We start from the raw sequence: 24,641 nt of genomic DNA on the forward strand, positions 1-24,641 counted from the left end.
TTATATAATTAATGACATTTCAATTGGATTCTGATTTCTATTTCTGCTGTGCGAACGGACAAGTCGCGACTTGTCCCTACATATTCCGGCGATACTGCCCTCCGACCTCGAATAATGCTGATGTGATTTGCCCCAATGAACAAACCTTACACACTTCCATTAATGCTTCAAAAATATTTTCATTATTGATGGCTTTGCTTTGTAAATCTTTTAATAATTCTTCTGAATTATGGGCTTCATGCAGATTTTCTAATGTTTTTATCTGAAATTGCTTCTCCTCCTCCGTTGCTCTAATCACTTCCGCTGGCTGAACTGTTGGTGACCCCTTACTACTCAAAAAGGTATTCACGCCAATGATGGGAAATTTCCCGTTATGCTTCAACGTTTCATAATATAAGCTTTCTTCTTGAATCTTACTACGCTGATACATGGTTTCCATCGCGCCAAGCACACCACCTCTTTCAGTAATACGATCAAACTCTAATAAAACAGCCTCTTCAACTAAATCCGTTAATTCTTCAATAATAAAAGAGCCTTGAATTGGGTTTTCGTTCTTCGCTAACCCTAACTCCTTATTAATAATCAATTGAATAGCCATAGCTCTACGAACTGATTCCTCTGTTGGGGTGGTAATAGCCTCATCATAAGCATTAGTATGCAATGAGTTACAATTGTCATAAATGGCATACAAGGCCTGAAGTGTGGTTCTGATATCATTAAAATCAATTTCCTGAGCATGTAAACTACGCCCTGAGGTTTGAATATGATATTTCAACATTTGTGCTCTTGGATTGGCCCCGTATTTATGCTTCATGGCTTTCGCCCAAATTTTTCTTGCTACACGACCAATAACCGCATATTCTGGGTCGATTCCGTTTGAAAAGAAAAATGATAAGTTTGGCCCAAATTTATTGATGTCCATCCCTCTACTTAAGTAATACTCTACATACGTAAATCCGTTAGATAAGGTTAGGGCGAGTTGTGTAATAGGATTAGCACCTGCTTCTGCGATATGATAACCAGAAATAGAAACCGAATAAAAATTCCGAACATTATTATCTATAAAATATTCTTGAACATCGCCCATTAAACGCAATGCAAATTCCGTAGAGAAAATACAGGTATTTTGGGCTTGATCTTCTTTTAAAATATCAGCCTGAACCGTTCCTCTCACCTGAGCAATAGTATTCTTTTTAATCTCTGCATAGACCTCAGCAGGCAAAACTTGATCCCCTGTAACGCCTAAGAGCATTAAACCTAAACCATTATTACCTTCAGGAAGTTTACCATTGTATTGGGGACGCTCCTTCCCTTTATAAATAGTCTTAATTTTAGTTTCAACCTCTTTTTCTAGACCATTTTCTTTAATATAGAATTCACATTGCTGATCAATAGCAGCATTCATAAAAAAGCCAAGCAACATGGGTGCTGGCCCATTAATGGTCATACTCACTGAAGTCATCACATTTGCTAAATCGAAACCAGAATATAATTTTTTAGCATCGTCTAAACAGCAAATTGAAACTCCTGCATTTCCGATTTTTCCGTAAATGTCTGGTCGTAAATCGGGATCACTTCCGTAGAGTGTAACACTATCAAAGGCTGTAGATAAACGTTTGGCAGGTAAGCCTGCACTGACATAATGAAAACGTCTGTTGGTTCGCTCTGGTCCGCCTTCGCCTGCAAACATTCTTGCGGGGTCTTCACCTGTTCTTTTAAAAGGGTACAAACCGGCTGTATACGGAAATTCTCCAGGTACATTTTCTTGTAAACACCATCTTAAAATATCGCCCCATGCTTGATATTTGGGTAAGGCGACTTTTGGTATTTGTGTATGCGAAAGCGATTCTGTTTGAGTTTCAATTTTAATTTCTTTATCTCTAACTTTAAAAGAATATATAGGATCCTTATAACGGTTTACTTTTTGGTCCCAACCTGTAATCACTTCCCAATTGTAGGGATCTAAATTAAGTTTTACACGATCAAATTCTTTTATTAAAAGTCCTAAAAATTCTTCTGAACTTTCATCTTCAACTTGACTGAGAATATCCTCATCATTTAATCCTAATTTTCCGATGAAAGACCTTTCGACAGCGCTTAAGGTTACATTTCCGACAGAACAAATGGTTTTATAAATACCATATAATTTCTGCGCGACTTCAACTTGTTCATCGGCCGTTTTATCGTAGGCTCTATTATTCTCTGCTATTTCAGACAAATAACGTGTTCGTGATGGTGGAATAACAAAAATCTTCTCACTCATTTCTTTAGAGATCTCAAACGTAGATTTTAAAACAGAATCTGCTTTTTCAACTAATTTATCCATAACCGCTTTATACAGCGTATTCATTCCTGGGTCATTAAATTGAGAGGCAATGGTTCCGTAAACTGGTAAGTCATCTTGTGGAATATCCCAAAGATTATTGTTACGCATGTATTGTTTTTTTACATCACGCAAGGCATCTAAAGCGCCACGCTTATCAAATTTATTGATGGCCACTAAATCGGCAAAATCGAGCATATCAATTTTTTCGAGTTGTGTAGCTGCACCAAATTCTGGCGTCATTACATACAGTGACACATCAGAATGCTCTATAATTTCGGTATCTGATTGACCAATTCCAGAGGTCTCCAAAATAATTAAGTCGTATTCGGCAGCTTTTAAAACTTCAACCGCTTCGTTAACATACTTAGACAAAGCCAAATTAGATTGACGTGTTGCTAAACTGCGCATATAAACACGCGGTGAATTAATAGCATTCATACGGATACGATCACCTAAAAGCGCACCACCTGTTTTTCGTTTAGATGGATCTACAGAAACAATACCAATTGTTTTTTCAGGAAAATCAATTAAGAAACGACGTACTAATTCATCAACTAATGAAGACTTTCCTGCCCCACCAGTTCCCGTAATACCAAGAACGGGAGTTTTTGAATTCTTGTTTTTTTCATGAATAGCAGCTAAAGCATCTTTTGCAACTTCAGGAAAATTTTCTGAAGAAGAAATTAATCTTGCAATAGATTTTGAGTCTTTTTTATGAAGCACTTTTACTTCATCATTGAGATTATCACCAATAGCATAATCCGATTGCTCTACTAAGTCATTAATCATTCCCTGTAAACCAAGACCTCTTCCATCATCTGGCGAATAGATTCTGGTAACCCCATAGTCCATTAATTCCTTAATTTCCTCAGGAAGAATCACGCCGCCGCCGCCGCCAAAAATTTTAATATGGCCTGCGCCTTTTTCCTGCAGCAAATCATACATATATTTAAAATACTCGTTATGTCCACCTTGGTAAGAGGTCAAAGCAATAGCATTAGCATCTTCTTGTATGGCTGTATTTACGACCTCCTCTACGCTTCTATCGTGACCTAAATGAATCACTTCGACTCCTGTAGATTGAATAATACGCCGCATGATATTTATTGAAGCATCATGCCCATCAAAAAGTGATGCAGCGGTAACTATACGTACTTTATATTTTGGTTTATATGGTGTAACTTGTTCCATTCGTAAAAATATTGCTTATTTAAGTGACAAATCTAAGGAATATTCAAAAAATACAAGCAACAATTAACAAACACCTAAAATTTAAAGAAAACCCTTAATCATTTTAAAATTAATTATTTTTAACAATTCAATTAAGAATAATTTTATGCATAAAATCACTTTACTTATCCACTGCAAAGACCAGCCAAATATAATAGCTTCGGTAACTAGTTTTATGGCTTCAAACGATGGAAATATTATTTATATTGACCAACATGTTGATCGTGAACAAAACATCTTCTTTATGCGTTTGGAGTGTGAATTCGCTTTAGAGTCGTTTTCTTTTGAAGATTTTAAAAACCAATTCAAAAATTCTTTAGTAGAAAAATTCAAACTAAAATGGCGAATTTACACGGCAGAAAAAAAGCCTAAAATGGCTCTATTTGTATCTAAATACGATCACTGTTTATATGATATTTTAGGCCGCTATAATTCGGGTGAGATGCGACTTGAAATTCCATTTATATTAAGTAATCATCTCGATTTAAAACCAATTGCAGATAGTTTTAATATTCCTTTTTATCATGTTCCTATTACGAAAGACACAAAACATGAAGCAGAACAAAAACAACTAGAACTATTAGAAGCGCATAATATTGACTTTGTCGTTTTAGCACGCTATATGCAAATTGTATCAAAAACCTTAATAGATAAGTATCCTAATAAAATCATTAATATCCATCATTCATTTTTACCTGCTTTTATTGGAGCAAAACCATATCATTCAGCTCATAAACGCGGTGTAAAAATTATAGGCTCTACAAGTCATTATATTACAGAAGAACTCGATGCCGGACCAATTATAGAACAAGATGTGGTGCGTGTATCGCATACACACGCGATTAAGGATTTAATTGCCAAGGGACGCGATTTAGAAAAAATTGTTTTATCTAATGCCATTAAACTTCACGCTAACCGAAAAGTGATGGTTTTTAATAATAAAACTATAATATTCTCTTAAATGTGACTATTATTCTTGACACGTGTCTATTAAATAAGCGACTTTTACGCCAGAACGCATTTATGCATTTAACTTAAAAATTATCTTTAAAAAATTAAAAACAAAATCATGATAAAAAAAATTTTAGCCTTAGTAATCGTTTGTAATTTAATGGCTTGTGCAGAATTACAACAGGTTGTAGACTCATTACCTCAAGGTACTAGTGATGTTTTAGGTAACGCAGATATAGCTGCCGGATTACGAGAAGCCTTAGATTTAGGTATTGAAAAGCAAGTTACAAAACTGACAGCCGAAGATGGTTTCTTTAAAAATGAATTGGTAAAAATTGTTCTACCAGAAGAACTTCAAAAAGTAGATAGCGCTTTACGTAAAGTCGGCTTAAGTAGTTTAGCTGACGAAGGTTTAAAAGTCCTTAATAGAGCTGCTGAAGATGCTGTTTCTGAAGCAACACCAATCTTTGTAAATGCAGTAAAAGATATTACTTTTGATGATGCTAAAACTATTCTATTAGGTGCAGACAACGCAGCGACGTCTTATTTAACTACAAAAACCGAAGCTGAACTTTATGACAAATTTAAACCTGTAATCAATAGCTCTTTTAGTAAAGTAGGTGCTGATCAAATATGGTCTAACTTAATTACAAAATACAACAATCTTCCGTTGACTACCGATGTAAATCCTGATTTAACGGATTACGTAACTACAGAGGCTTTAGAAGGCGTTTACACAATGATTGCTGTAGAGGAATTAGAAATAAGAAATTCTGTTGCTTCTCGTAGTACGGATTTATTGAAGAAAGTATTTGCTTTACAAGACTAAATCACAATTAAGCAATATTTTATACACTTTTTTAATTAAAAAACATTTATTCTGGTCAAATTTTAGTAATTTACTATCGTAATTATTAAAATTTGGCTGTGAATAATACAAATCAACTTCTAAAAAAGAGAACTAGACTAAAGCAAAAGTACGCTCAACTCGTAGAAAACGCATATAATTTAAGGCAAACTGATCATGCCCTGAGTGATTTTTCAGAGTACAAAGCCACTAAAGTTCTTTATAAAATTAATAAGCTAAAATTTGTAATTGGCGATATAACACAAGCCAATTAGCTTGTTAATTTACAATTAATTATATCCTAATGTTAGCATAACATTCGACCTGAAGAATATGACCATCTTTGCAGAGCAGAAGATTGAGTTAGTTAGATCTCAAAACAGTTAGTTAGTCAGAAGTCGATATTTTAGTTAGGTATCGACTTTTTTTTGGCCTTAAGCCAAATTAAAGATTTATTCGCAGATACGCAAATAAGATTCGCAAAAATCACCTATAACTAAACAAACTTACCTAATTATGAAGAGTTTTAAAATATTCGTAGGATTTTAATAAACGACTACCATACCAAGAAAACAACTCTCCATCAACGATTTTTATTTCCTTATCAGGAAATTTTGATTTCAACGCTATAACATGTGCTTCTTTAAACGGAAATGGTTCACTAGAAAGAAATATGCAGTCTGCAGCTGCTAACGTAGCACTATCTAAATGGATTTCAGGGTAACGGTTCTGATTTTCAAATACATTTATAAACCCTGCTTCCTTAAGCATCTCATGAATAAAATTATCAGAAGCTGCCACCATCCAAGGTTTTTTCCAAATAAAATAAGCTGCTTTTAACGTTGTTTTATTTTGAAACTGAAGTTGAAATGCTTCACGCTCTAATTTAATATTCCCGACTAATGCAGTAGCAATTCTGTCTCTTTTAAAGAGCTCACCATACATTTCAATGAGCTGAAAACTATCTTCAAGATTATAAACATCACTAATATGAACTTGAGCCACTTTCTCTAATACCTCAATCATTTCTTTAGTGTTTTCTTCTTTATTACAAAGAATGATATCTGGATTGAGCGCTTTTATTTTTTCAATATTAATTTGCTTTGTACCACCGACAACTGCTTTAGATATACGAAGATGTTTTGGATGTACACAGAATTTAGTCACCCCAACAATTGAAGCTTCCAACCCTAAATCTACTAATAATTCGGTTTGAGAAGGTACTAACGAAATGATTCGAGTTGGTGTTGTATTTATCTGAAGACTTCTATGAAGTTGATCGTAATACGTCATTGCGAGGAAAATTTATGTTCTCTGGAATCTCTTCCTTTTTATGAGATTACTTCGTCATTCGTTCTCGTAATGACGGCTTATTTTAGTGTTCACATTGCATCAATTTGAGACTGCGGCTGTTAACTTAATTCAACAGCCATTTGCAATTGTAATTCCTTAGCTTTTTTGGCTGCAGCCTCTGCAAAATTATCATCTTGTGAAGCATAAATAATTCCACGAGATGAATTAATTAATAATCCGACAGAATCATTCATACCGTATTTACAGACCTCTTGTAAGTTGCCGCCTTGTGCACCAACACCTGGCACCAACAAAAAACTATCAGGAATAATTTTTCGGATATCACCTAAATACTCTGCTTTTGTAGCACCGACGACATACATTAAATTTTCAGAATTGGTCCAAGACTTAGACGTTTCTAATACTTGTTTATACAACTCTACACCGTCAACGATTTTAGTTTGAAAATCGAAAGCCCCTTGATTAGACGTTAAAGCCAAAAGAATGGTGTGTTTGTCTTTAAATGCTAAAAAAGGCTCTACAGAATCTTTGCCCATATAAGGTGCAATGGTGACACTATCAAACCCTAAATCGTCGAAAAAAGCCTTTGCATACATGGTACTTGTATTACCAATATCGCCACGTTTGGCATCGGCGATAGTATAAATTTCAGGATATTTTTCGTTGAGATAATTGATGGTTTTCTCTAAAGCTTGCCAACCTTTAATACCATAAGCTTCGTAAAAAGCCGTATTAGGTTTATAGGCTACACAAAGTTGATGTGTAGCATCTATTATCGCTTTATTAAAGGCGAAGATAGGATCTTCTTCGTTTAATAAATGCTTTGGAATTTTATTTAAATCTACATCTAATCCGATACAAAGAAAAGATTGCTTTTTGTGTATTTGTGTAATAAGTTGCTGTGTTGTCATATTATAAAAAAAGCCTCAAAAAGAGGCTTCAATTTAAATTACATCATCATTAGCCTTCAACAACTCTGTGTTTTCTGCTAACATTAATTCGTCTATTATTTTTTGGATATCACCATTTATGATATTCGATAAGTCGTAAAGCGTTAACCCAATTCTGTGATCGGTTACTCGACCTTGTGGATAATTATAGGTTCTAATCTTAGCCGATCGATCACCTGAACTCACCATACTTTTACGTTTTTCAGAATCGGCTGCTTGTTGTTTTGCTAATTCTAAATCGTATAAACGGGAACGCAATACCTTTAAGGCTTTTTCTAAGTTTTTATGTGAGGATTTTTGATCCTGACAACTTACAATCATACCTGTTGGTTCGTGATGTAACTTAATAGCTGAATAGGTGGTATTCACCGATTGACCTCCAGGACCTGTTGATGTAGTACGTTCTATACGGACTTCAGTCATGTCTAATTCATAATCAAACTCTTCTGCTTCTGGCAATACCATAACGGTAGCTGCACTTGTATGTACACGACCTTGAGTTTCGGTTTGTGGTACACGCTGTACACGATGCACACCAGCTTCAAACTTTAAAGTTCCGTAAACATCTTCACCCGAAACTTCAAAAATAACCTCCTTAAAACCACCAGAAGTTCCGTCACTCTGACTTACTACATCGACTCTCCAGCCTTTATCACTACAGTACTTAGAATACATACGGTATAAATCACCCGCAAAAATACTCGCTTCATCACCACCCGTTCCGGCACGTACCTCAACAACAACATTTTTAGCATCATCGGGATCTTTAGGAATCAACATAAAACGAATTTCTTCTTCTTGCTTGTCGATAGATTCTTTAGCTTCTTCGAGTTGCATTTTGGCCATTTCTACCATTTCTTCATCAGAACCATCTGCAATAATCTCTTCGGCTTCAGAAATATTATCTAAAGCTTCTTTATAAATTTCGCCTTTATCTACAATTAATTTAAGGTCTTTGTATTCTTTCATCAGCTTGGTATAACGTTGCTGATCTGATATAATATCGGGCTGAATGATAAGGTCATTAACCTCATCAAAACGTTGTTTTATAATTTGTATTTTCTCTAACATCTACTTCAAAAATTGGACTCCAAAAATACGCTTTTTTTAAGATATTTAAACACTTTGTGCTTATAAACTAGAAACCAGACTGCTATACCTTTATCAAAAAATTTAGCTTCATGAAGGCTGAACCAGTCATTTTTATTTATTCTGTAGCTCATAAAAATAAATACATTAAAAATTACGTTATAATGTTATGTATCAATTTCTAGCTGTACTTAGATTTTACAAAACTTTTATGGTTTGGTCTTTTATTGCCAATGCTATTATTGGATTTTTTAATCCTGTTATAGTGCCTGCATTAATAACTAAATTATTTCTTACAGTTTTTGCATGGTATTATGTGAGCGAAACGACTACAAAACGAAAACTTACATTTTATAAAAATTTAGGAATTTCTACTTTTAAGCTTTTTTCTATTATATTTATAGTAGACAGTTTGCTAACCGTAATTTTCCTTATTTTAATTAGGGAATTCACCTGATATCAAAATGACATTTGAACTAGACAATGTAGAACTTTACTTTAAAAACAAATGCATTTTAAATGGCATTTACTTAAAAGGTGAAACAGGTAAAGTAACGGCTATTTTAGGTAGAAATGGCTGTGGAAAAAGTTGCTTACTCAACATTGCATTTGGAAATCTAAAACCTAAATACAAGTTAATTAGATTAAATAATCAGCCACTTTTAAAACCGCTTTACACGACAGGAATTGCCAAGTATCTACCACAATACAATTTTATACCTAACAACTTTAAATTAACTTTTATATTTAAACTTTACGGTTTAGATTGGCCAACTTTTATAAAGCATGTAGAAGCTTTCTCTATTTATGAACATGCAAAAATAAACGCTTTATCTGGTGGCGAAAGACGCATTGTTGAAACCTATATTATTTTAAAAGCTAAAAGTAAAATTGTTTTCTTAGATGAACCTTTCTCACATTTAGCGCCTTTACAAATCGATACGATAAAGCAACTTATAGCTAAAGAAAAGAAAGATAAAATTATTGTAATATCGGATCATATGTATCAACATATTATCGATTCATCTGATGTCATCTATTTACTAAAAAATGGCAGCACAAAAAAGATAGAGCAACTCACAGAACTAGAAGACTACAAGTATTTAAGCGAAGGTAGTCTCTAAAACTATGATTTAAGAAGATTCGTTGGAGTTAATTATATTATCTAAGTCAACTACCACACCAACACCTAAGATTTGTTTCCATTGTAATTTAGGTCCTGTTATAACAATTTCCTCATTAGTAATTTCATTGGTTTCAACCTCAACTTTAACATCATCATCATATCTGAGATGAGATCCTAAAGTCGCTTTTACATACTTATTCACCTTCATATCTAAGTTGAGCTCCCACTCAATATCTATGTTTCCGAAACTATTAATATAGTCGGTATAAAGTCGTAAAAGGCTAGTGAATTTAATATTTTCAAATAACTCTTCTTCATATTGGTTGGTTAATAAAATCCCCAACTCTTGGCGTACTTTTTTTCCTTCTTTAAGTAGGTTACCTTCTAAATCATAAAGTGCTGGATCAACACCAAAAGCACCTCTATTAGCTAAACTTTCATCTAAAACAAAAGTTGTTTTAAGCGTAAAGGGAGACGCATAGAAAGTCATACGGTTAATATGCCTACCATATTCCATACCCAAACCAAAAAACATATAAGCAGGAGCCATCAACTTGGATATAGGCTCATCTCTATTAGGATAATTATAACCATTAGCCAACTGTGTATTAAAGCTAAATCTTGCCGAATAAAACCAATTACTTTTAGGATCTAACTCTAGACCAGCATTAGATATAACTTCGATAAGATCTTCAGTTTTTCTAATATTTACATCATCTTGTTTGTTTAGGCCATAACGCACATTGAAGTTAGAATTCCAAAACCATTTTTTTTGTTTAAAATTAGCAGAAGCTTTTCCAGAAATAATTCCGGAAATAGAATTTGTACCACCAGAACTCCAATTCGTAAATGAGACCTGATTCAGAGTTAATCCAATTTCTTTTTTAGTTTGCCATCCTAATTCTACAGGTGCTTTTTTAGTTTTCTGAAAGTATAAGGAATCTGGCTGCGCTGTTAAAACACCTGCGCACAACATAATAAGACTAAAAATAAACCACGAATCGTTTTTCATAAATATAGAAATTAATAAGTGAACGTTCCATACTCGCTTTCTATTGTTAACTTCTTTTGATTTGCACCTTCCACACGACCAATAATTTTTGCGTCTACGTTAAAAGATTTAGAAATTTCAATAATAGCGTTTGCCACCTCTGGCTTTACGTATAATTCCATACGATGTCCACAATTAAATACCTGATACATCTCTTTCCAATCAGTTTTTGATTGTTCTTGAATCAGTTTGAATAACGGAGGAACTGAAAACATATTATCTTTTATAATATGAAACTGATCAACAAAGTGAAGAATTTTAGTTTGGGCACCACCACTACAATGGACCATACCGTGGATTTCTTCACTTGTATAAGTATTTAGAATTGCTTTTATAATTGGTGCATAAGTCCGGGTTGGTGACAATACCAATTTCCCAGCATCTATAGGTGAATTTTCTACAGCATCCGTCAATTTAGTTTGTCCGGAATAGACTAACTCCTCTGGCACAGCAGCATCAAAGCTTTCAGGGTATTTTTCGGCTAAATATTTTGAAAACACATCATGTCTTGCAGATGTTAAGCCATTACTTCCCATACCGCCATTATAATCTGTTTCGTAAGAAGCTTGACCAAAAGACTCTAAGCCAACAATAACATCACCTTCAGAAATATTGGCATTATCTATAACCTTACTTCGTTTTATACGAGCAGTAACTGTAGAATCTACAATTATAGTTCTAACTAAATCACCAACATCGGCAGTTTCACCACCTGTAGAATGAATAGTGACTCCAAAAGATTTTAAATCTTCTATTAATTCTTCTGTACCATTAATTATTGCTGAAATTACTTCGCCCGGAATAAGGTTTTTATTTCTTCCTATGGTTGAAGATAGCATAATATTATCGGTAGCACCAACGCAAAGTAAATCATCAATATTCATTATTAATGCATCTTGCGCTATACCTTTCCATACAGATAAATCGCCTGTTTCTTTCCAATACATATAGGCTAATGCAGATTTAGTTCCTGCGCCATCAGCATGCATAATCAAGCAATAATCATCATCATTAGTTAAATAGTCAGGAACTATTTTACAAAACGCTTTAGGAAACAAGCCTTTGTCTATATTTTTTATGGCATTGTGCACATCTTCTTTTGATGCAGAAACACCTCTTTGTGCATATCTCTTACTAACCGAATTACTCATAGGACTATTTATTTGTATTGGTGGTGCAAAAATAAGGATTGCGTTTAATTATACGGAATGATTAGGCTGGAATTAATTACGGTTTTCAATTTTATTGTTACCCGAGAAACACATATGAGATCCGGTATTAAAAAAAACTTTGTCAGAGTAGTTAAATAAAGCCAATAGGAAGAAAAATATTAAAAAAAAAAGGATAAAACTGAATTATCAATTTCATCCCTATGTTAATAATAACAATTATCTTAAAATTTAAGACTCTGCTTGTAGCTTAGGTTGGATTTTCACAACATCTTCTTTGACTACTTCATTCAGATTTTCTGAACTACCATGTGAAAGAATTAAAGTTGCACCAACAAGAATAGCTACACTTAATAGTAACTTTTTCATTTTTACAAATATTGATTAATAGCACTACAAAAATACTAAACAAAGGCATTACAGAAATGACTATTATCAATTATTTCACATGACTTTAGCACCTTTTCGATTATTAGTTTGAAGTTATCGACAAACGACATAAAACATTTACTCAAACTCAAAATACGTACGTAGTATTACGTATAAATTAGTCCATTTAAACTCTAATAATCAATCTTATGACCTCAAGAAATCACTATTTAACAAACAAAAAAATCACTTATTTAGTAAACAAAAGCTCTCTGTATTTAGTTAACGGCCAAAGCCCATCGTCAACCATAAGTTCTAATTTATCGCAATGGTATCTGATATCCTCAAACAACGGTTTAATTTTATGACAATAGCCATCAGCTTTCTTTTCTAAATTAGTTTCCTTGTTACAAGTTTTCCGTTCCCCAATCATTTTTGTAACTGAAGAATTAATCGCTTCAATATGTTGTGATATTTGTTCGATTAAGGCTAATTGCTCTTTAGCAAAATCTTTATATTGATTACCATAAATCGCCTTAAGACCTGTAACATTTTCAATTAAAATATTCTGATATCTTACAGCCGTTGGAACAACATGATTTCTAGCCATATCGCCAATAACACGACTTTCTATTTGAACATGAAGAATGTACTCCTCCATCTCAATCTCATAACGCGCTTCCGTTTCAACCTTATTCATAACTTTTAAACTACTAAAAAGGGCTATTGTTGATTTTGCTTTTTTAATTTTTAAAGCTTCAGGTGTGGTTTTATTGTTACTTAAGCCTCGTTTTTTTGCTTCCTTTTCCCAAGCTTCACTATAGCCATTACCCTCAAAAAGAATGGCTTTAGAAGTTTTGATATACTCTCTTAAAACATTGAAAATAGCATCATCCTTTTTCATGTCTTTTTTATCGATAAGCTCATCAACTTCAATTTTGAAATCAATTAACTGTTTAGCTACAATAGTATTTAACACCATCATTGGCTTCGCACAGTTTGCAGTAGACCCAACAGCTCTAAACTCAAACTTATTACCCGTAAAAGCAAAAGAAGAAGTTCTATTTCGATCCGTGTTATCTCTTAAAATCTCTGGTATTTTACCAACCACATTAAGTTTTAAATCTGTTTTTTCCTTGGGTGACAATTTACCTTTGGTTACAGATTCTAACTCATTTAAAACCTTAGTTAACTGTTCCCCTATAAAAACCGAAATAATAGCAGGAGGCGCTTCATTAGCCCCCAATCGGTAGTCGTTACTAGCAGAAGCAATTGCAGACCTTAATAATTCTTCATGAGTTTGAACCGCCTTAATTGTACTAATAAAAAAGGTTAAAAACTGAAGATTACTCATTGGTGTTTTTCCAGGAGATAATAAATTGACCCCGGTATTTGTGCTTAAACTCCAATTATTATGCTTACCAGACCCGTTAACACCTGCAAAAGGTTTTTCGTGCATTAATACGGTAAAATTATGCCGTTTAGCTATTTTCTGCATGATATCCATAAGCAAGGTGTTGTGATCAACAGCTAAATTAGCTTCTTCGTATATTGGCGCTAATTCAAACTGATTTGGCGCCACCTCATTATGTCTTGTTTTAGCTGGAATCCCCAACAACATACAGTGATATTCTAGATCGCGCATATAAGCCAAAGCTCTCGCTGGTATGGTTCCAAAATAATGATCATCTAGTTGCTGACCTTTTGCTGGTGAATGCCCAAAAACTGTTCGACCAGTAAGCAAAATATCTGGCCTAGATGCTGCCATAGCACTATCGATTAAAAAGTACTCTTGCTCCCAACCCAAAGACGCAGTAACCTTTTTAACATTTTTATCAAAATATTTACAAACGGCAACAGAAGCATTATCAACAACCTGCAAAGCTCTTAAAAGTGGTGTTTTATAATCTAATGCTTCACCTGTGTAAGAAACAAAAACCGTTGGTACACATAAAGTACCATCGTAAATAAAAGCTGGAGACGTAGGATCCCAAGCTGTGTAGCCTCTAGCTTCAAAAGTATTTCTAATACCACCACTCGGAAAACTAGACGCATCAGGTTCTTGTTGTACCAATTGGTCGCCTCCAAATTTCTCAATTGCCATACCCCCTTCTATCGTTTCAAAAAATGCATCGTGTTTTTCTGCGGTAACGCCAGTTAAAGGCTGAAACCAATGGGTGTAATGTGTTGCTCCTTTAGAAATAGCCCACTCTTTCATTCCTGTAGAAATATGACCTGCTTCAAGACGGTTTATTTTTGTCCCTTTTTCAATAGCTTCTATAACACTATTCATGGCCGTCTTAGTTAAATATTGACGCATGGCTGCTTCATTAAAAACATAAGAGCCAAAGATTTCTGATCGTCGTTTAGACTCTTTAATTTTTAAAGGTTTTCGTTTTAATGATGCTTTAACAGCATGGAATCTGAGCGTTGACATATTGATAATATTTTTGGGGCAAAAATACGAAATATTTAAAATCACAAAAGACACCCCCTATAAAATAGGGTTATTATCATTTTTTTACAATACACAACCTAAAACACCCTAAATTATTTGACGTTATTAAAAAAAAAAGCAATATTTGTGATATTATAAATTAGTAAACCACACGAAAATGAGTAAATCAAAATTAGAGTATATTTGGCTAGATGGCCATGAACCAACTCAAAATATGAGAAGCAAAACTAAGGTTGTAGAAGACTTTAGTGGTAAATTAGAAGATTGTGAAATTTGGTCTTTTGATGGATCTTCGACAGAGCAAGCCTCTGGTGGTGCTTCAGACTGTTTATTAAAACCTGTTGCTATCTATCCAGATCCCGTTAGAAAAAATGGTTTTTTAATCATGTCAGAAGTTTTAAGTGCTGATGGAACACCTCACCCTTCTAATGCAAGAGCGACTATTGATGATGACAATGATGATTTCTGGTTTGGTTTTGAACAAGAATATTTTTTAATGGATACTAAAACAGATTTACCACTAGGATTCCCTAGAGGTGGATTTCCTGGCCCACAAGGACAATATTATTGTTCTGTTGGAGGACGCTACACATGGGGAAGAGATATTGTTGAAGAACATGCTGACCTTTGTATAGAAGCTGGATTAAATTTTGAAGGTATTAACCAAGAAGTTGCTCCAGGACAATGGGAGTTCCAATTGTTCGCTAAAGGCGCTAAAAAAGCTGGAGATGAAATTTGGATTGCAAGATATTTATTAGATCGTTTGACTGAAAAATATGGCTACTATATCGATTACCATCCAAAACCTGTAAAAGGAGACTGGAACGGTTCTGGTATGCATGCTAACTTCTCTAACACTGTTTTAAGAACTTGTGGTTCTCAAGAAACTTATGAGAAAATATGTGAAGCCTTTAGACCTGTTACCGAAGAACATATTGAAGTCTATGGTGAATTTAATGACGAGCGTTTAACTGGTGAGCACGAGACTGCTTCTATAGACGATTTCAGCTATGGCGTTTCAGATAGAGGTGCTTCTATTCGTATCCCTATTATTACTGTTGAGAAAGGTTGGAAAGGATGGTTAGAAGATCGTCGTCCTGCTTCTAACGGTGATCCATATAAAATTGCAGGTATAATTATTAAAACTGTAAATAGTGCTAATATTAAATCTTAATTAGCTCATAAAATTTTAAAAAAGGTCGTTTAGATTTTACCCTCTAAACGGCCTTTTTTTATATCAAAAAATTAAAATTCATCAACTTAAACAATACAATTACAAGTAGTATATAATCTGATTAATAATCATAGACTTACAACTACAATTATATTTTTTTATCTTAAGAAATTAAGCGTTTTTAAGCCACTTTTTCCTTAATAAAAAGCTTAACTTACAACAAATTACCTTTCATCGTTAAAATCCGTAACTCATAGCAATACTCATCATTTCATCGAGTTTTGCAAGACAGTCTTCGTTTTTATTATTCTACCATAAAATACCTTCATAATTTTGTACAGTTATTAACCAAATGTAAATACTTATGAAGAACTTTACAAAGCATCTACTCCCTGTTTTATGTGGAGCTGCTACTTTTATGACAATGAATCTGAATGCCTTTCAGGACAATTCGCAAGACAGTTGTAATGCTGTTGAAGTAATTGCCTCCACGCAAGGGACTAAATCAGATGGAACCTCAGTAAATGCAGATCGTTCTGATGTGAATGCTGCATTACAAACACCCGACAAAGCTAACGCTGGAGGAGGCTTTTACTCTTTAGGAATAAACGGAAGCATTACACTCGCTTTGGGAGGTGCTGTTTACAATCAATCAGGAACTGATATTATCATTTATGAAACTTCGTTCTCAGGTGACTCTTGTGGTACATCTGATGATGAAACCGCATTGATAGAACTATCTCAAAATGGTGATATATGGGTTGAATACGGCTCTGTATGTCGTGATGGAATGATTGATTTTGAAGGCTTAGACTTAGATTACGTAACACAAATTAGAATTACAGATACCACCATAAATTCTGGTGATGGTTATGACCTAGACGGTATAGAAGCCGTTAATGGTTGTGAAGAAATTCCTGCTGATTTTTGCTACGGCTCAGGCGCATTAAATTATGTCCCTGGTCTTGATAAAGATGGAAACGCTTTGCCTGCAGAACGTATGGATACCAACAATGCTCTAGGTCAACCTGAAGCTGATGATACATTGAACTTTTTATCTTTAGGTTACGGTGGAGAAGTTACTATTACTTTTGATGGTGTTGTTTATAACAATGAAGGACCAGATATCGAAGTTGTTGAAACAACATTTGGTAACTATTCATTTTCTAACTACCCAGAATCTGCTGATATTTACGTCTCTCAAAACGGTATAGATTTTTACCTTATAGGTGCTGTTCTTACAGATGATGCTGGCGATTTAGACATTAGTAATGCTCCTATTGAACTTACATATATTACTGAAGTTAAGATTGTAGACACAACGCCTAGTGATTCAATTTCAGACGATGGTTTTGATTTAGATGGTGTTATTGCTTTAACAGGTTGTAATGAAGCTATTGAGCCAACTCCTGCAGGATGTTACCCTATAGACTTTTTTAACTACGTTGAAGGTACTACTAAAAATGGCGGCGACATTGACGCTATAAGAACTGACACACCAGAAAACGTACTTGGAGCTCCTGAACAAACTGATGAATATGTATTCACTTCACTTGGTTATGGTGGAGAAATCACTTTAACTTTTGGTGGTGCAGTTTACAATACGGCAGGACCAGACTTAGTGGTTATTGAAACGACATTCCAGAACACTTGGGGTTGCGACACTTATAGAGAGTTTGCTGACGTGTATGTTTCTGCTGATGATATTAATTATCATTTTGCAGGTACGGTATGTAAATCAGATAATGCAATTGACATTTCAGACGCTGGTGATTTTGATTACATCTATTATGTAAAAATTGTAAATAATAATGATCTATCAACAACTGAAGATGCATATGATCTTGATGGTGTTATTGCTGTTGGAACTTGTGAAGAGTTTAACTACGCAGCGTATGCAGAGGCTCATTATAATGCACTAAATGTAGAAACACTTAATGCTGATCAATTAGGATTTAGAACATTCCCTAACCCAACAGACGGTGTTTCTTATATTGAGTTCACACCAAAAACGACAGGAGACGTTCAGGTAGAAGTATTTGATATAAATGGTCGTAAAATTGGTCAAGTTTTTAACAAAGAAGCTTATCCTGGTCAAGTTTACAAGGCTGAATTCAACACTAATAATTTAGTTCCTGGCTTATATATTTATAAAGTTACAACAGGTAATACAAGTATTACTGAGAAGTTTGTAGTTTCAAAATAAGCAAACGGAATAGTAAACTCATCGTTTACTGTAATACAAAAGCCTCCTGAAAATTCTTTTCAGGAGGCTTTTTCTATTTTAACCTCTTACTTCTTTGATGCGCTTTAAACAAATAACCAGTAATATGTAGTTTTTTAAATAGCTCACACAACTTAATATGTCATAGCTAAGCTATTTGTTAATTGACTCAAGCAGTGTTTAGACCTGATATTAACTGAATTAGTCAAGACAATCAAAGGTTTATTAATCATATGTTTATACTATGCGCTGTACCCCTACTAAAAATATAATTCGACTATTTTATCATTTTAGTAATCTAACATAGAGCCAATAAAAATTAAAAGTTTAGCACTACTTATAGCACTAAATTAATCTTAAAAATAAACCAACATATAATGAGTCACTAAGAAAGTAATAGAAAGAATTTCACTTGAATCAACAGTAAATTTAGAAAACCTTACTTAAGCGCTATAAATATAAAAACAATATAGGCCCCAAATAAGAGCATTCCTTTAAGTCTTCCTATTTCAAAACGCTTAGGAATTAAAATCAATGGAATTAAAACGGCAGCAAAAGCAATCATCCAAAAAATATTAGTAGAAAGAATTTCTGGTGTTTCTGGATTTACCGCAATAGGTTTCACTATTGCTGTCAACCCTAATACAGAAGCAATGTTAAAAATATTTGACCCTATAAGGTTTCCTAAAGATAAGGCCTTCTCTTTTTTTAACGCAGCTATAACAGAAGCAGCAAGTTCTGGCACACTTGTACCAATGGCTATAACGGTTACTGAAATAGCATAATCGCTGATACCAATAGAAGTAGCTAACTGCTTAGCTCCTTGTACCAACCAATCAGATCCAAAATACAAACCTGCAGCACCAATTAACAACCACATCACAATTTTGAAGTTAGAAACAACAGCAAGCGTATCATCGACCTCACTAGTGCTTGCTTTTATAGACTTTCTAGAGCTTCTTATTAAAACAATCAAAAAAACAATTAAGGCTATAAATAAAATTCCACCTTCCATAGCGGATAACAGGTTGTCGTTCCACAAGAAATAATACAGCACAAAGGAAATCAACATCATCATTGGCCAATTCAGTTTATAGAAATCTTTATCTACTGCTAATGGTGAAATAATAGCTGTGATACCTAAAACTAGACCTATGTTTGCTATATTAGACCCAATAACATTCCCTAAGGCAATATCTGAAACGCCATCTAAGGCAGCTTGTAAACTCACTAATAATTCTGGAGCTGATGTAGCAAAAGATACTACCGTCATCCCAATAACTAACTTAGAGAGTTTAAGTTTAAAAGATAAACCTACCGATGCTCTAACCAAAAAATCACCTCCAACAACTAACAACGCCAAACCAGCAAAAACTAGGACTATACTCATGTATTTTATTTAATTTACTACTCTGTTTTTATTTTGTTGCGAAGATAACACTTCATTTTTACAGTTGCTAAGAACTATACTTTTCGTTACACAACTATTTAATTAGTTGTATAACTACAAAAATAGTTGTAATTTTGAAAAAACAAATACTTAAAGATTATTGACATGCAGAAGCTCACCAACAAAGAAGAAGAAATAATGCACATCCTGTGGAGGCTAGAAAAAGCTTTTGTTAAGAATATTTTGGCTGAAATAAAAACAAACAAACCGCATTATAACACTTTATCTACTATTGTGAGAAATCTAGAAGAAAAAGGTTACGTAAGTTATAATGCCTATGGTAAAACACACCAATACTACCCTATTGTCTCTAAAGAGAGCTATAAAACTAAATTTATGAACTCAGCTATTGAAAATTACTTTAATAGCTCTTATAAAAATGTCGTGTCTTTTTTTGCCAAAGAAGAAAAAATAAGTGTCGATGAGCTTAAAGACATTATTAAATTAATTGAAAACCAAAAATAAATTATGGCGTACTTTTTAAAAGCCTCTATAGTCATAGGAATATTCTACCTCTGTTTTTTGGTTTTTCTTAAGAGAGAAACATTTTTTCAACACAACAGGTGGTTTCTAATAATAGGTTTAGTTATTGCTTTATTATTTCCATTCATAGTGATTCCTATTTATATACCTATTGAACCGGTAACCATTAATGAATCAATATTTACAACTTCTACAACAACTTCTAATTTCACGAATACACAACCAGAAACAGTTTTCGACTGGTATCAACTTATTCTTATAATATATGGGGTTGGATTGATTGTCTTTTTTATGCAGTTCCTATTGCAATTCGGATCCTTAATGGTGTTGCTTTTAAAAAATAAAAAACAAAAAGAAAATCAATACACCTATGTGATTGTACCTAATAAGATTTCGCCTTTTTCTTTTTTTAAATGGATTGTTTATAATCCAGATACTTATAAGAATCAAGACCTTCAATTAATTCTCACACACGAGAAAGTCCACGTTGATCAATTGCATTCTACAGATATTTTATTTACTCAATTAGGATGTATTTTATTTTGGTTTCATCCTCTAATCTGGTTATACCGAAAAGAAGTTCGTCAAAATTTAGAATATATAGCCGATTCTAAAACACAAAAACTATCTAAGACTAAAAAACAATATCAGCATTTATTGTTGAAAACCAGTGTTGCTAATCACGACATGTCATTATCTAATAATTTTTACAATTCATCAATCAAAAAACGAATCCTTATGTTAAACAAATCAAGATCAAACAACAAAAATCAGTGGAAATTTTTATTAGTATTACCGCTCTTGGCTGGTCTATTATTAAGTATGAACACAAAAAACATCTATGTTGAAACTAATAAAGCAGAGATAACTTCAAAAGAAATTACCCAATTTGTAGTCACTAAAAACACTACAGATACAGAACTTAGTGCCATGAGTCGAGCTATAGAACGCAAAGGTGGCTCGTTAGTTTTTAGTAAAATATACAGAAATGATGCTAATGAATTAGCTAGTATTTTCTTGAAACTAAATAATCACAGTTATGGTGTGAGCACTTCTAAATCTGCAATAGATGCCTTCATAATTTATAAAGAATGGTTTGGCGACAAAGGAGGTTATGTCGGGCGCATCGAAGGTGCCACATTACAATTTGACAACAAAGAGAACATTAAAAATAAAAGCACAATAGAAGCACTTACAAAGCGAGCAATTAACGCTATTCTAGAAACAGGTATCCAAGATGAAGAGGATTTAAAAAGATTTCAGCAACTACAGCATAAATCCAAAGAAAAAACAAATAAAGGCCAAAAACAATTAAAGGATTCTATTGTTTCTGAAAGCATAAAAATTAAGTTCACCAATCAAATGAGTGATGAACGTATTAATGACGTTAAAACACTATTAAAGTCTAAAGGTGTCAACATGGAAATAAAACATTTAAAACGAAATCAAAACCATCTCATAAGTTCCATAGATATCGTTTTTGAGTCGAAAAAAGGTACTGCAAAACACAGTGCAACAATTGAAAAGGGTATTTTACCTTTCTATTTTGAAATGAGTGACACTAATTATGGTGTTATTACAATTCAAAAATCAGAACACATTGAAGAAACACTAATGGTTTATGAAACAGAACAGCCTACTGATACATTATATTATAGATTAATCGATTCTTCAGCTGTACAACGTTTATCAAAAGAGAAATCTGACTATTATTATGAAGATGGTAAAACAATAAAGATTAATAAACTTAATGAAGAAATTACGGTTCATCAGCCAGAAATGATTTATAAAAATATCCAAAAACAAACTTATAACACACCAAAACCTTTAATAATTGTAAATGGCAGCCCTGTTGCATCAGCATATTTAAAGTCTATAAATCCTGATGTTATCAAAAGCATGACGGTTTTAAAAGGTGAGGATGCAATTAGCGCTTACGGTGAAAAAGGGAAGCATGGAGTTATTCAGTTAATTACAAAAGACAGTTCTACAGAGAAAAATTACAATTCAAAAAAAGACGATTTATCTAAGATTAGAACTGAAGTAACTCATCTTACTTTTACAGATGATGAAGACCCTTCTAAAAATGCTAACATCGCTTATATTTCAAAATTTACAACAGATAAAATTTTAGACAGTCATAAAACAAACTTTAAAGCCGCTGGAATTACGGTTAAGTATTCAAAACTAAAGCGAAATAAGTCTGGGGAAATTACAAGTATAAAAATTAGTTTAAGCGATGGAGATGGTAAAAAAAGTAGTTCTTCTTGGAAAGTAAACGACGGTATTCCCAATATAGAATTTGGCAAATATGAAGATGCTTTAATTGCTAGAACAAAGCAGCCGTAGTTAGTTTTCTTCTATTAAAAAATAAAAAGCCAAACTAAAATCATTCAGTTTGGCTTTCTATTTATTAAGTATTTTTATTACTCTACAATAACCTTCTTAATCACAGAACGATTATTACTAGTTAACTTTAAAAGATATATACCTGAGGTAAGATCTAAATCTATGTAATTTTCAACAGACTGATATTGCATTAAAAGTTTTCCATCCATACCAAACACTTCAATAGTAGTAGCCGTATTTAAACCCGAAAAATAAACGCGACCGGTTGTAGGATTAGGAAAAACAGAAACGTTAAGTGCCGTTACATTTTCAACACTTAAAGGTTGATTCCATGTTTCACCAATCATATTCCCCCAAATATATTCTATCATATCGGGTTGATCTATAAAAGGGTTTCTATTTTTCTGCCAATTATAAACGACGTTATTTCTATTCATTTCAAAGTCATCTGGCGGATCATTTCTATGCCATTCTAGCAAGGTTTCTAAATCACCAAACTGCCCAACGTTACCTTCTGGAAATCCGTTTACAATTTCTAAGCCATTATAACGTACCGTCATATAAAAGACACCTCTGGCAACATCGCCTTTAAACATTCCTGCAGTACCCGTTGGCCCATTGTATTGGCCATAAAACTGATTATTTCTACTACTATTTTCAGGACCGTCTGCAGCTCTTAATGCATGTACATCAGAATTACCATGACGTAAAGAATCTGCTTCTGTAGTCCAATAAATATCAATTCCGTCTGCTACTTCATCCTCTTCTATACTATCAAACCCACCACGAGATCTCGGAAACGTATGTTCTCTATTCCATTTACCAGTACTTAATGAATTGGTTTGAATATCTAATTTTGGTCGACCTTCCTCTAAATAGACTAACCAGACTTGGTTACTATGCGCTGGGTTTTGATCAGCTTCCATCAATATATCATTCACATCGGCATAAGTCTGCGCTCTAACAACACTTGGATCAGCAACAATATCCTGTAATGCTTGTTTTAATTCTGCATCAGCTAAGCCATCTGTACTATTATAATAACCATTTGGCTGTGTACTTTCAACAATCCCATAAGTTGGCTCTAAAGGTGTACCATAAGCCGCAACTGTAAAATCATTATCCACAACACGTACTTCAACATCACCATTATTAGCTACAATAGGCTCTATGAGATCTAAAAATTTAATTTTTAAAACTTCATCACCTTCATCAAACTCATCATCAACTATTGTAATTGTGGTACTCGTGGTATTTTCACCTGATAGAATCGTAAGGCTTGTTTCGCCTGTAAAGTCAGCGGTATTAAATCCATAATTATTCAAACTTATATTAAAATTTAAATCTGAAGTCATATTAGTATCTGCCGTAAACGTAATATCAAATACATCTCCTTCATCAATTTGAGTTTCGGCTACTGAAATATCTATCGCTGTAACAGTAATACCTGAACCATCATTTTCTCTTCTAGGTGTAGGAATTTCTGATGAAAAAGTTTCATTCCCAAATTCGTCCACAAAACGCTGAATAGATTTTGGGTTTGCATTAGTACCACTATCATTATGTTGGGTTGTTTCGCCTAACTTTTCTAATAATCCACTAGCATCCGAATCATTAGTACCGTAAACCATCGCATCAATTAAATTGGTTTGCGTGGCAATAGTTTCTTCAGGGAAGTCATCTATAGAAGCTTGATAAATACCTACAGCATCTGGTCCATTCTGAATCACATTTTCAGCCATTAGAGATTGTGGAAAAGGGGTCACGTTTGCACTCCCTACAACTAACAAACCATTGATATCTGTTGTTAAGCCATTTAAGTCGTAAACAAAATAACTACGGTCGCCACCATTACTAGAGCCGTTGAAAAACACTAAAATATAGCCATCTGTTGAAAAATTTGGAGTTTGAGACTTTAATTCTATAAACTCGTGCGTGTCTATACTTGGTGTATCGGCATCCAACTCATTAATCACTAAAACTTGAGACCAACTCAATCCAGAAATTAATAAAAAGATTGCCATTGTAATTTTTTTCATATTCTTTTTTTTACAAATATAGAATTTTATTAAGTCTAACTG

At 33.6% G+C, this 24,641-nt stretch carries 18 protein-coding genes; 8 read left to right on the plus strand and 10 right to left on the minus strand.

What is annotated here, in order from left to right; all coding sequences use genetic code 11:
• Window positions 1-76: 76 nt before the first annotated feature.
• Window positions 77-3,517 (minus strand): methylmalonyl-CoA mutase family protein, encoded by a 3,441-nt coding sequence (locus HM982_RS08850; protein WP_179352780.1) that lies wholly within the window; start codon window positions 3,515-3,517, stop codon window positions 77-79.
• 145 nt (window positions 3,518-3,662) lie between these two features.
• On the opposite strand from HM982_RS08850, the gene purU reads away from it, so the two are divergent.
• The 3 genes from purU (at window position 3,663) to HM982_RS08865 (ending at window position 5,629) form a co-directional block, all read left to right on the plus strand.
• On the plus strand, window positions 3,663-4,517 hold the full coding sequence (purU, locus tag HM982_RS08855; RefSeq protein ID WP_179352781.1) for a formyltetrahydrofolate deformylase: 855 nt from the start codon (window positions 3,663-3,665) through the stop codon (window positions 4,515-4,517).
• A gap of 108 nt (window positions 4,518-4,625) precedes the next feature.
• Window positions 4,626-5,336 carry a DUF4197 domain-containing protein gene (locus HM982_RS08860; RefSeq protein WP_179352782.1) on the plus strand — a complete coding sequence of 237 codons (711 nt, stop codon included), beginning with the start codon at window positions 4,626-4,628 and terminating at the stop codon, window positions 5,334-5,336.
• A gap of 98 nt (window positions 5,337-5,434) precedes the next feature.
• Complete coding sequence (locus tag HM982_RS08865) at window positions 5,435-5,629, plus strand: Lacal_2735 family protein (RefSeq protein WP_179352783.1); 195 nt, start codon at window positions 5,435-5,437, stop codon at window positions 5,627-5,629.
• A 235-nt stretch (window positions 5,630-5,864) separates the two neighbouring features.
• Here HM982_RS08865 and HM982_RS08870 read toward each other — a convergent pair whose 3' ends face one another.
• The 3 genes from HM982_RS08870 to prfA all read right to left on the minus strand — a co-directional run bounded on the left by HM982_RS08870 (window position 5,865) and on the right by prfA (window position 8,689).
• The gene (locus HM982_RS08870; protein WP_179352784.1) at window positions 5,865-6,647 is read right to left on the minus strand and encodes an ABC transporter substrate-binding protein; all 783 of its coding nucleotides are present in this window, start codon (window positions 6,645-6,647) and stop codon (window positions 5,865-5,867) included.
• A gap of 119 nt (window positions 6,648-6,766) precedes the next feature.
• Window positions 6,767-7,579 carry an orotidine-5'-phosphate decarboxylase gene (pyrF, locus tag HM982_RS08875; RefSeq protein ID WP_179352785.1) on the minus strand — a complete coding sequence of 271 codons (813 nt, stop codon included), beginning with the start codon at window positions 7,577-7,579 and terminating at the stop codon, window positions 6,767-6,769.
• A gap of 33 nt (window positions 7,580-7,612) precedes the next feature.
• The gene (prfA, locus tag HM982_RS08880) at window positions 7,613-8,689 is read right to left on the minus strand and encodes a peptide chain release factor 1 (RefSeq protein ID WP_179352786.1); all 1,077 of its coding nucleotides are present in this window, start codon (window positions 8,687-8,689) and stop codon (window positions 7,613-7,615) included.
• 482 nt (window positions 8,690-9,171) lie between these two features.
• Between prfA and HM982_RS08885 the strand changes: the two genes are divergently transcribed.
• Complete coding sequence (locus tag HM982_RS08885) at window positions 9,172-9,831, plus strand: ATP-binding cassette domain-containing protein (RefSeq protein ID WP_179352787.1); 660 nt, start codon at window positions 9,172-9,174, stop codon at window positions 9,829-9,831.
• Between the two features lie 9 nt (window positions 9,832-9,840).
• Here HM982_RS08885 and HM982_RS08890 read toward each other — a convergent pair whose 3' ends face one another.
• The 4 genes from HM982_RS08890 to HM982_RS08905 all read right to left on the minus strand — a co-directional run bounded on the left by HM982_RS08890 (window position 9,841) and on the right by HM982_RS08905 (window position 14,859).
• On the minus strand, window positions 9,841-10,845 hold the full coding sequence (locus HM982_RS08890) for a DUF3078 domain-containing protein (RefSeq protein WP_179352788.1): 1,005 nt from the start codon (window positions 10,843-10,845) through the stop codon (window positions 9,841-9,843).
• Between the two features lie 11 nt (window positions 10,846-10,856).
• The gene (locus HM982_RS08895; RefSeq protein ID WP_179352789.1) at window positions 10,857-12,035 is read right to left on the minus strand and encodes an AIR synthase related protein; all 1,179 of its coding nucleotides are present in this window, start codon (window positions 12,033-12,035) and stop codon (window positions 10,857-10,859) included.
• 249 nt (window positions 12,036-12,284) lie between these two features.
• Window positions 12,285-12,422 (minus strand): hypothetical protein, encoded by a 138-nt coding sequence (locus HM982_RS08900; RefSeq protein WP_179352790.1) that lies wholly within the window; start codon window positions 12,420-12,422, stop codon window positions 12,285-12,287.
• 250 nt (window positions 12,423-12,672) lie between these two features.
• Entirely contained in the window at window positions 12,673-14,859 is a 2,187-nt protein-coding gene (locus HM982_RS08905; protein ID WP_179352791.1) for a glutamine synthetase III family protein, read from the minus strand.
• A 178-nt stretch (window positions 14,860-15,037) separates the two neighbouring features.
• Between HM982_RS08905 and HM982_RS08910 the strand changes: the two genes are divergently transcribed.
• Together HM982_RS08910 and HM982_RS08915 are read left to right on the plus strand one after the other, a co-directional pair.
• A complete protein-coding gene (locus tag HM982_RS08910) occupies window positions 15,038-16,054 on the plus strand; it encodes a glutamine synthetase beta-grasp domain-containing protein (protein ID WP_179352792.1) in 1,017 nt (338 codons plus the stop codon).
• A gap of 364 nt (window positions 16,055-16,418) precedes the next feature.
• Window positions 16,419-18,260, plus strand: a complete 1,842-nt coding sequence (locus HM982_RS08915; protein WP_179352793.1) for a T9SS type A sorting domain-containing protein — start codon at window positions 16,419-16,421, stop codon at window positions 18,258-18,260.
• Between the two features lie 457 nt (window positions 18,261-18,717).
• On the opposite strand, the gene HM982_RS08920 is transcribed toward HM982_RS08915, so the two are convergent.
• Entirely contained in the window at window positions 18,718-19,668 is a 951-nt protein-coding gene (locus HM982_RS08920; protein ID WP_179352794.1) for a calcium/sodium antiporter, read from the minus strand.
• Between the two features lie 165 nt (window positions 19,669-19,833).
• On the opposite strand from HM982_RS08920, the gene HM982_RS08925 reads away from it, so the two are divergent.
• Both HM982_RS08925 and HM982_RS08930 read left to right on the plus strand, forming a co-directional pair.
• On the plus strand, window positions 19,834-20,193 hold the full coding sequence (locus tag HM982_RS08925) for a BlaI/MecI/CopY family transcriptional regulator (protein ID WP_179352795.1): 360 nt from the start codon (window positions 19,834-19,836) through the stop codon (window positions 20,191-20,193).
• 3 nt (window positions 20,194-20,196) lie between these two features.
• Window positions 20,197-22,560 carry a M56 family metallopeptidase gene (locus tag HM982_RS08930; RefSeq protein WP_179352796.1) on the plus strand — a complete coding sequence of 788 codons (2,364 nt, stop codon included), beginning with the start codon at window positions 20,197-20,199 and terminating at the stop codon, window positions 22,558-22,560.
• A gap of 77 nt (window positions 22,561-22,637) precedes the next feature.
• Here HM982_RS08930 and HM982_RS08935 read toward each other — a convergent pair whose 3' ends face one another.
• The gene (locus HM982_RS08935) at window positions 22,638-24,599 is read right to left on the minus strand and encodes an endonuclease (RefSeq protein WP_179352797.1); all 1,962 of its coding nucleotides are present in this window, start codon (window positions 24,597-24,599) and stop codon (window positions 22,638-22,640) included.
• Window positions 24,600-24,641 lie beyond the last annotated feature (42 nt).

Origin of the sequence: Winogradskyella vidalii, from assembly GCF_013403955.1 — a bacterium.
In the GTDB taxonomy this organism is placed as follows: Bacteria; Bacteroidota; Bacteroidia; order Flavobacteriales; family Flavobacteriaceae; genus Winogradskyella; species Winogradskyella vidalii.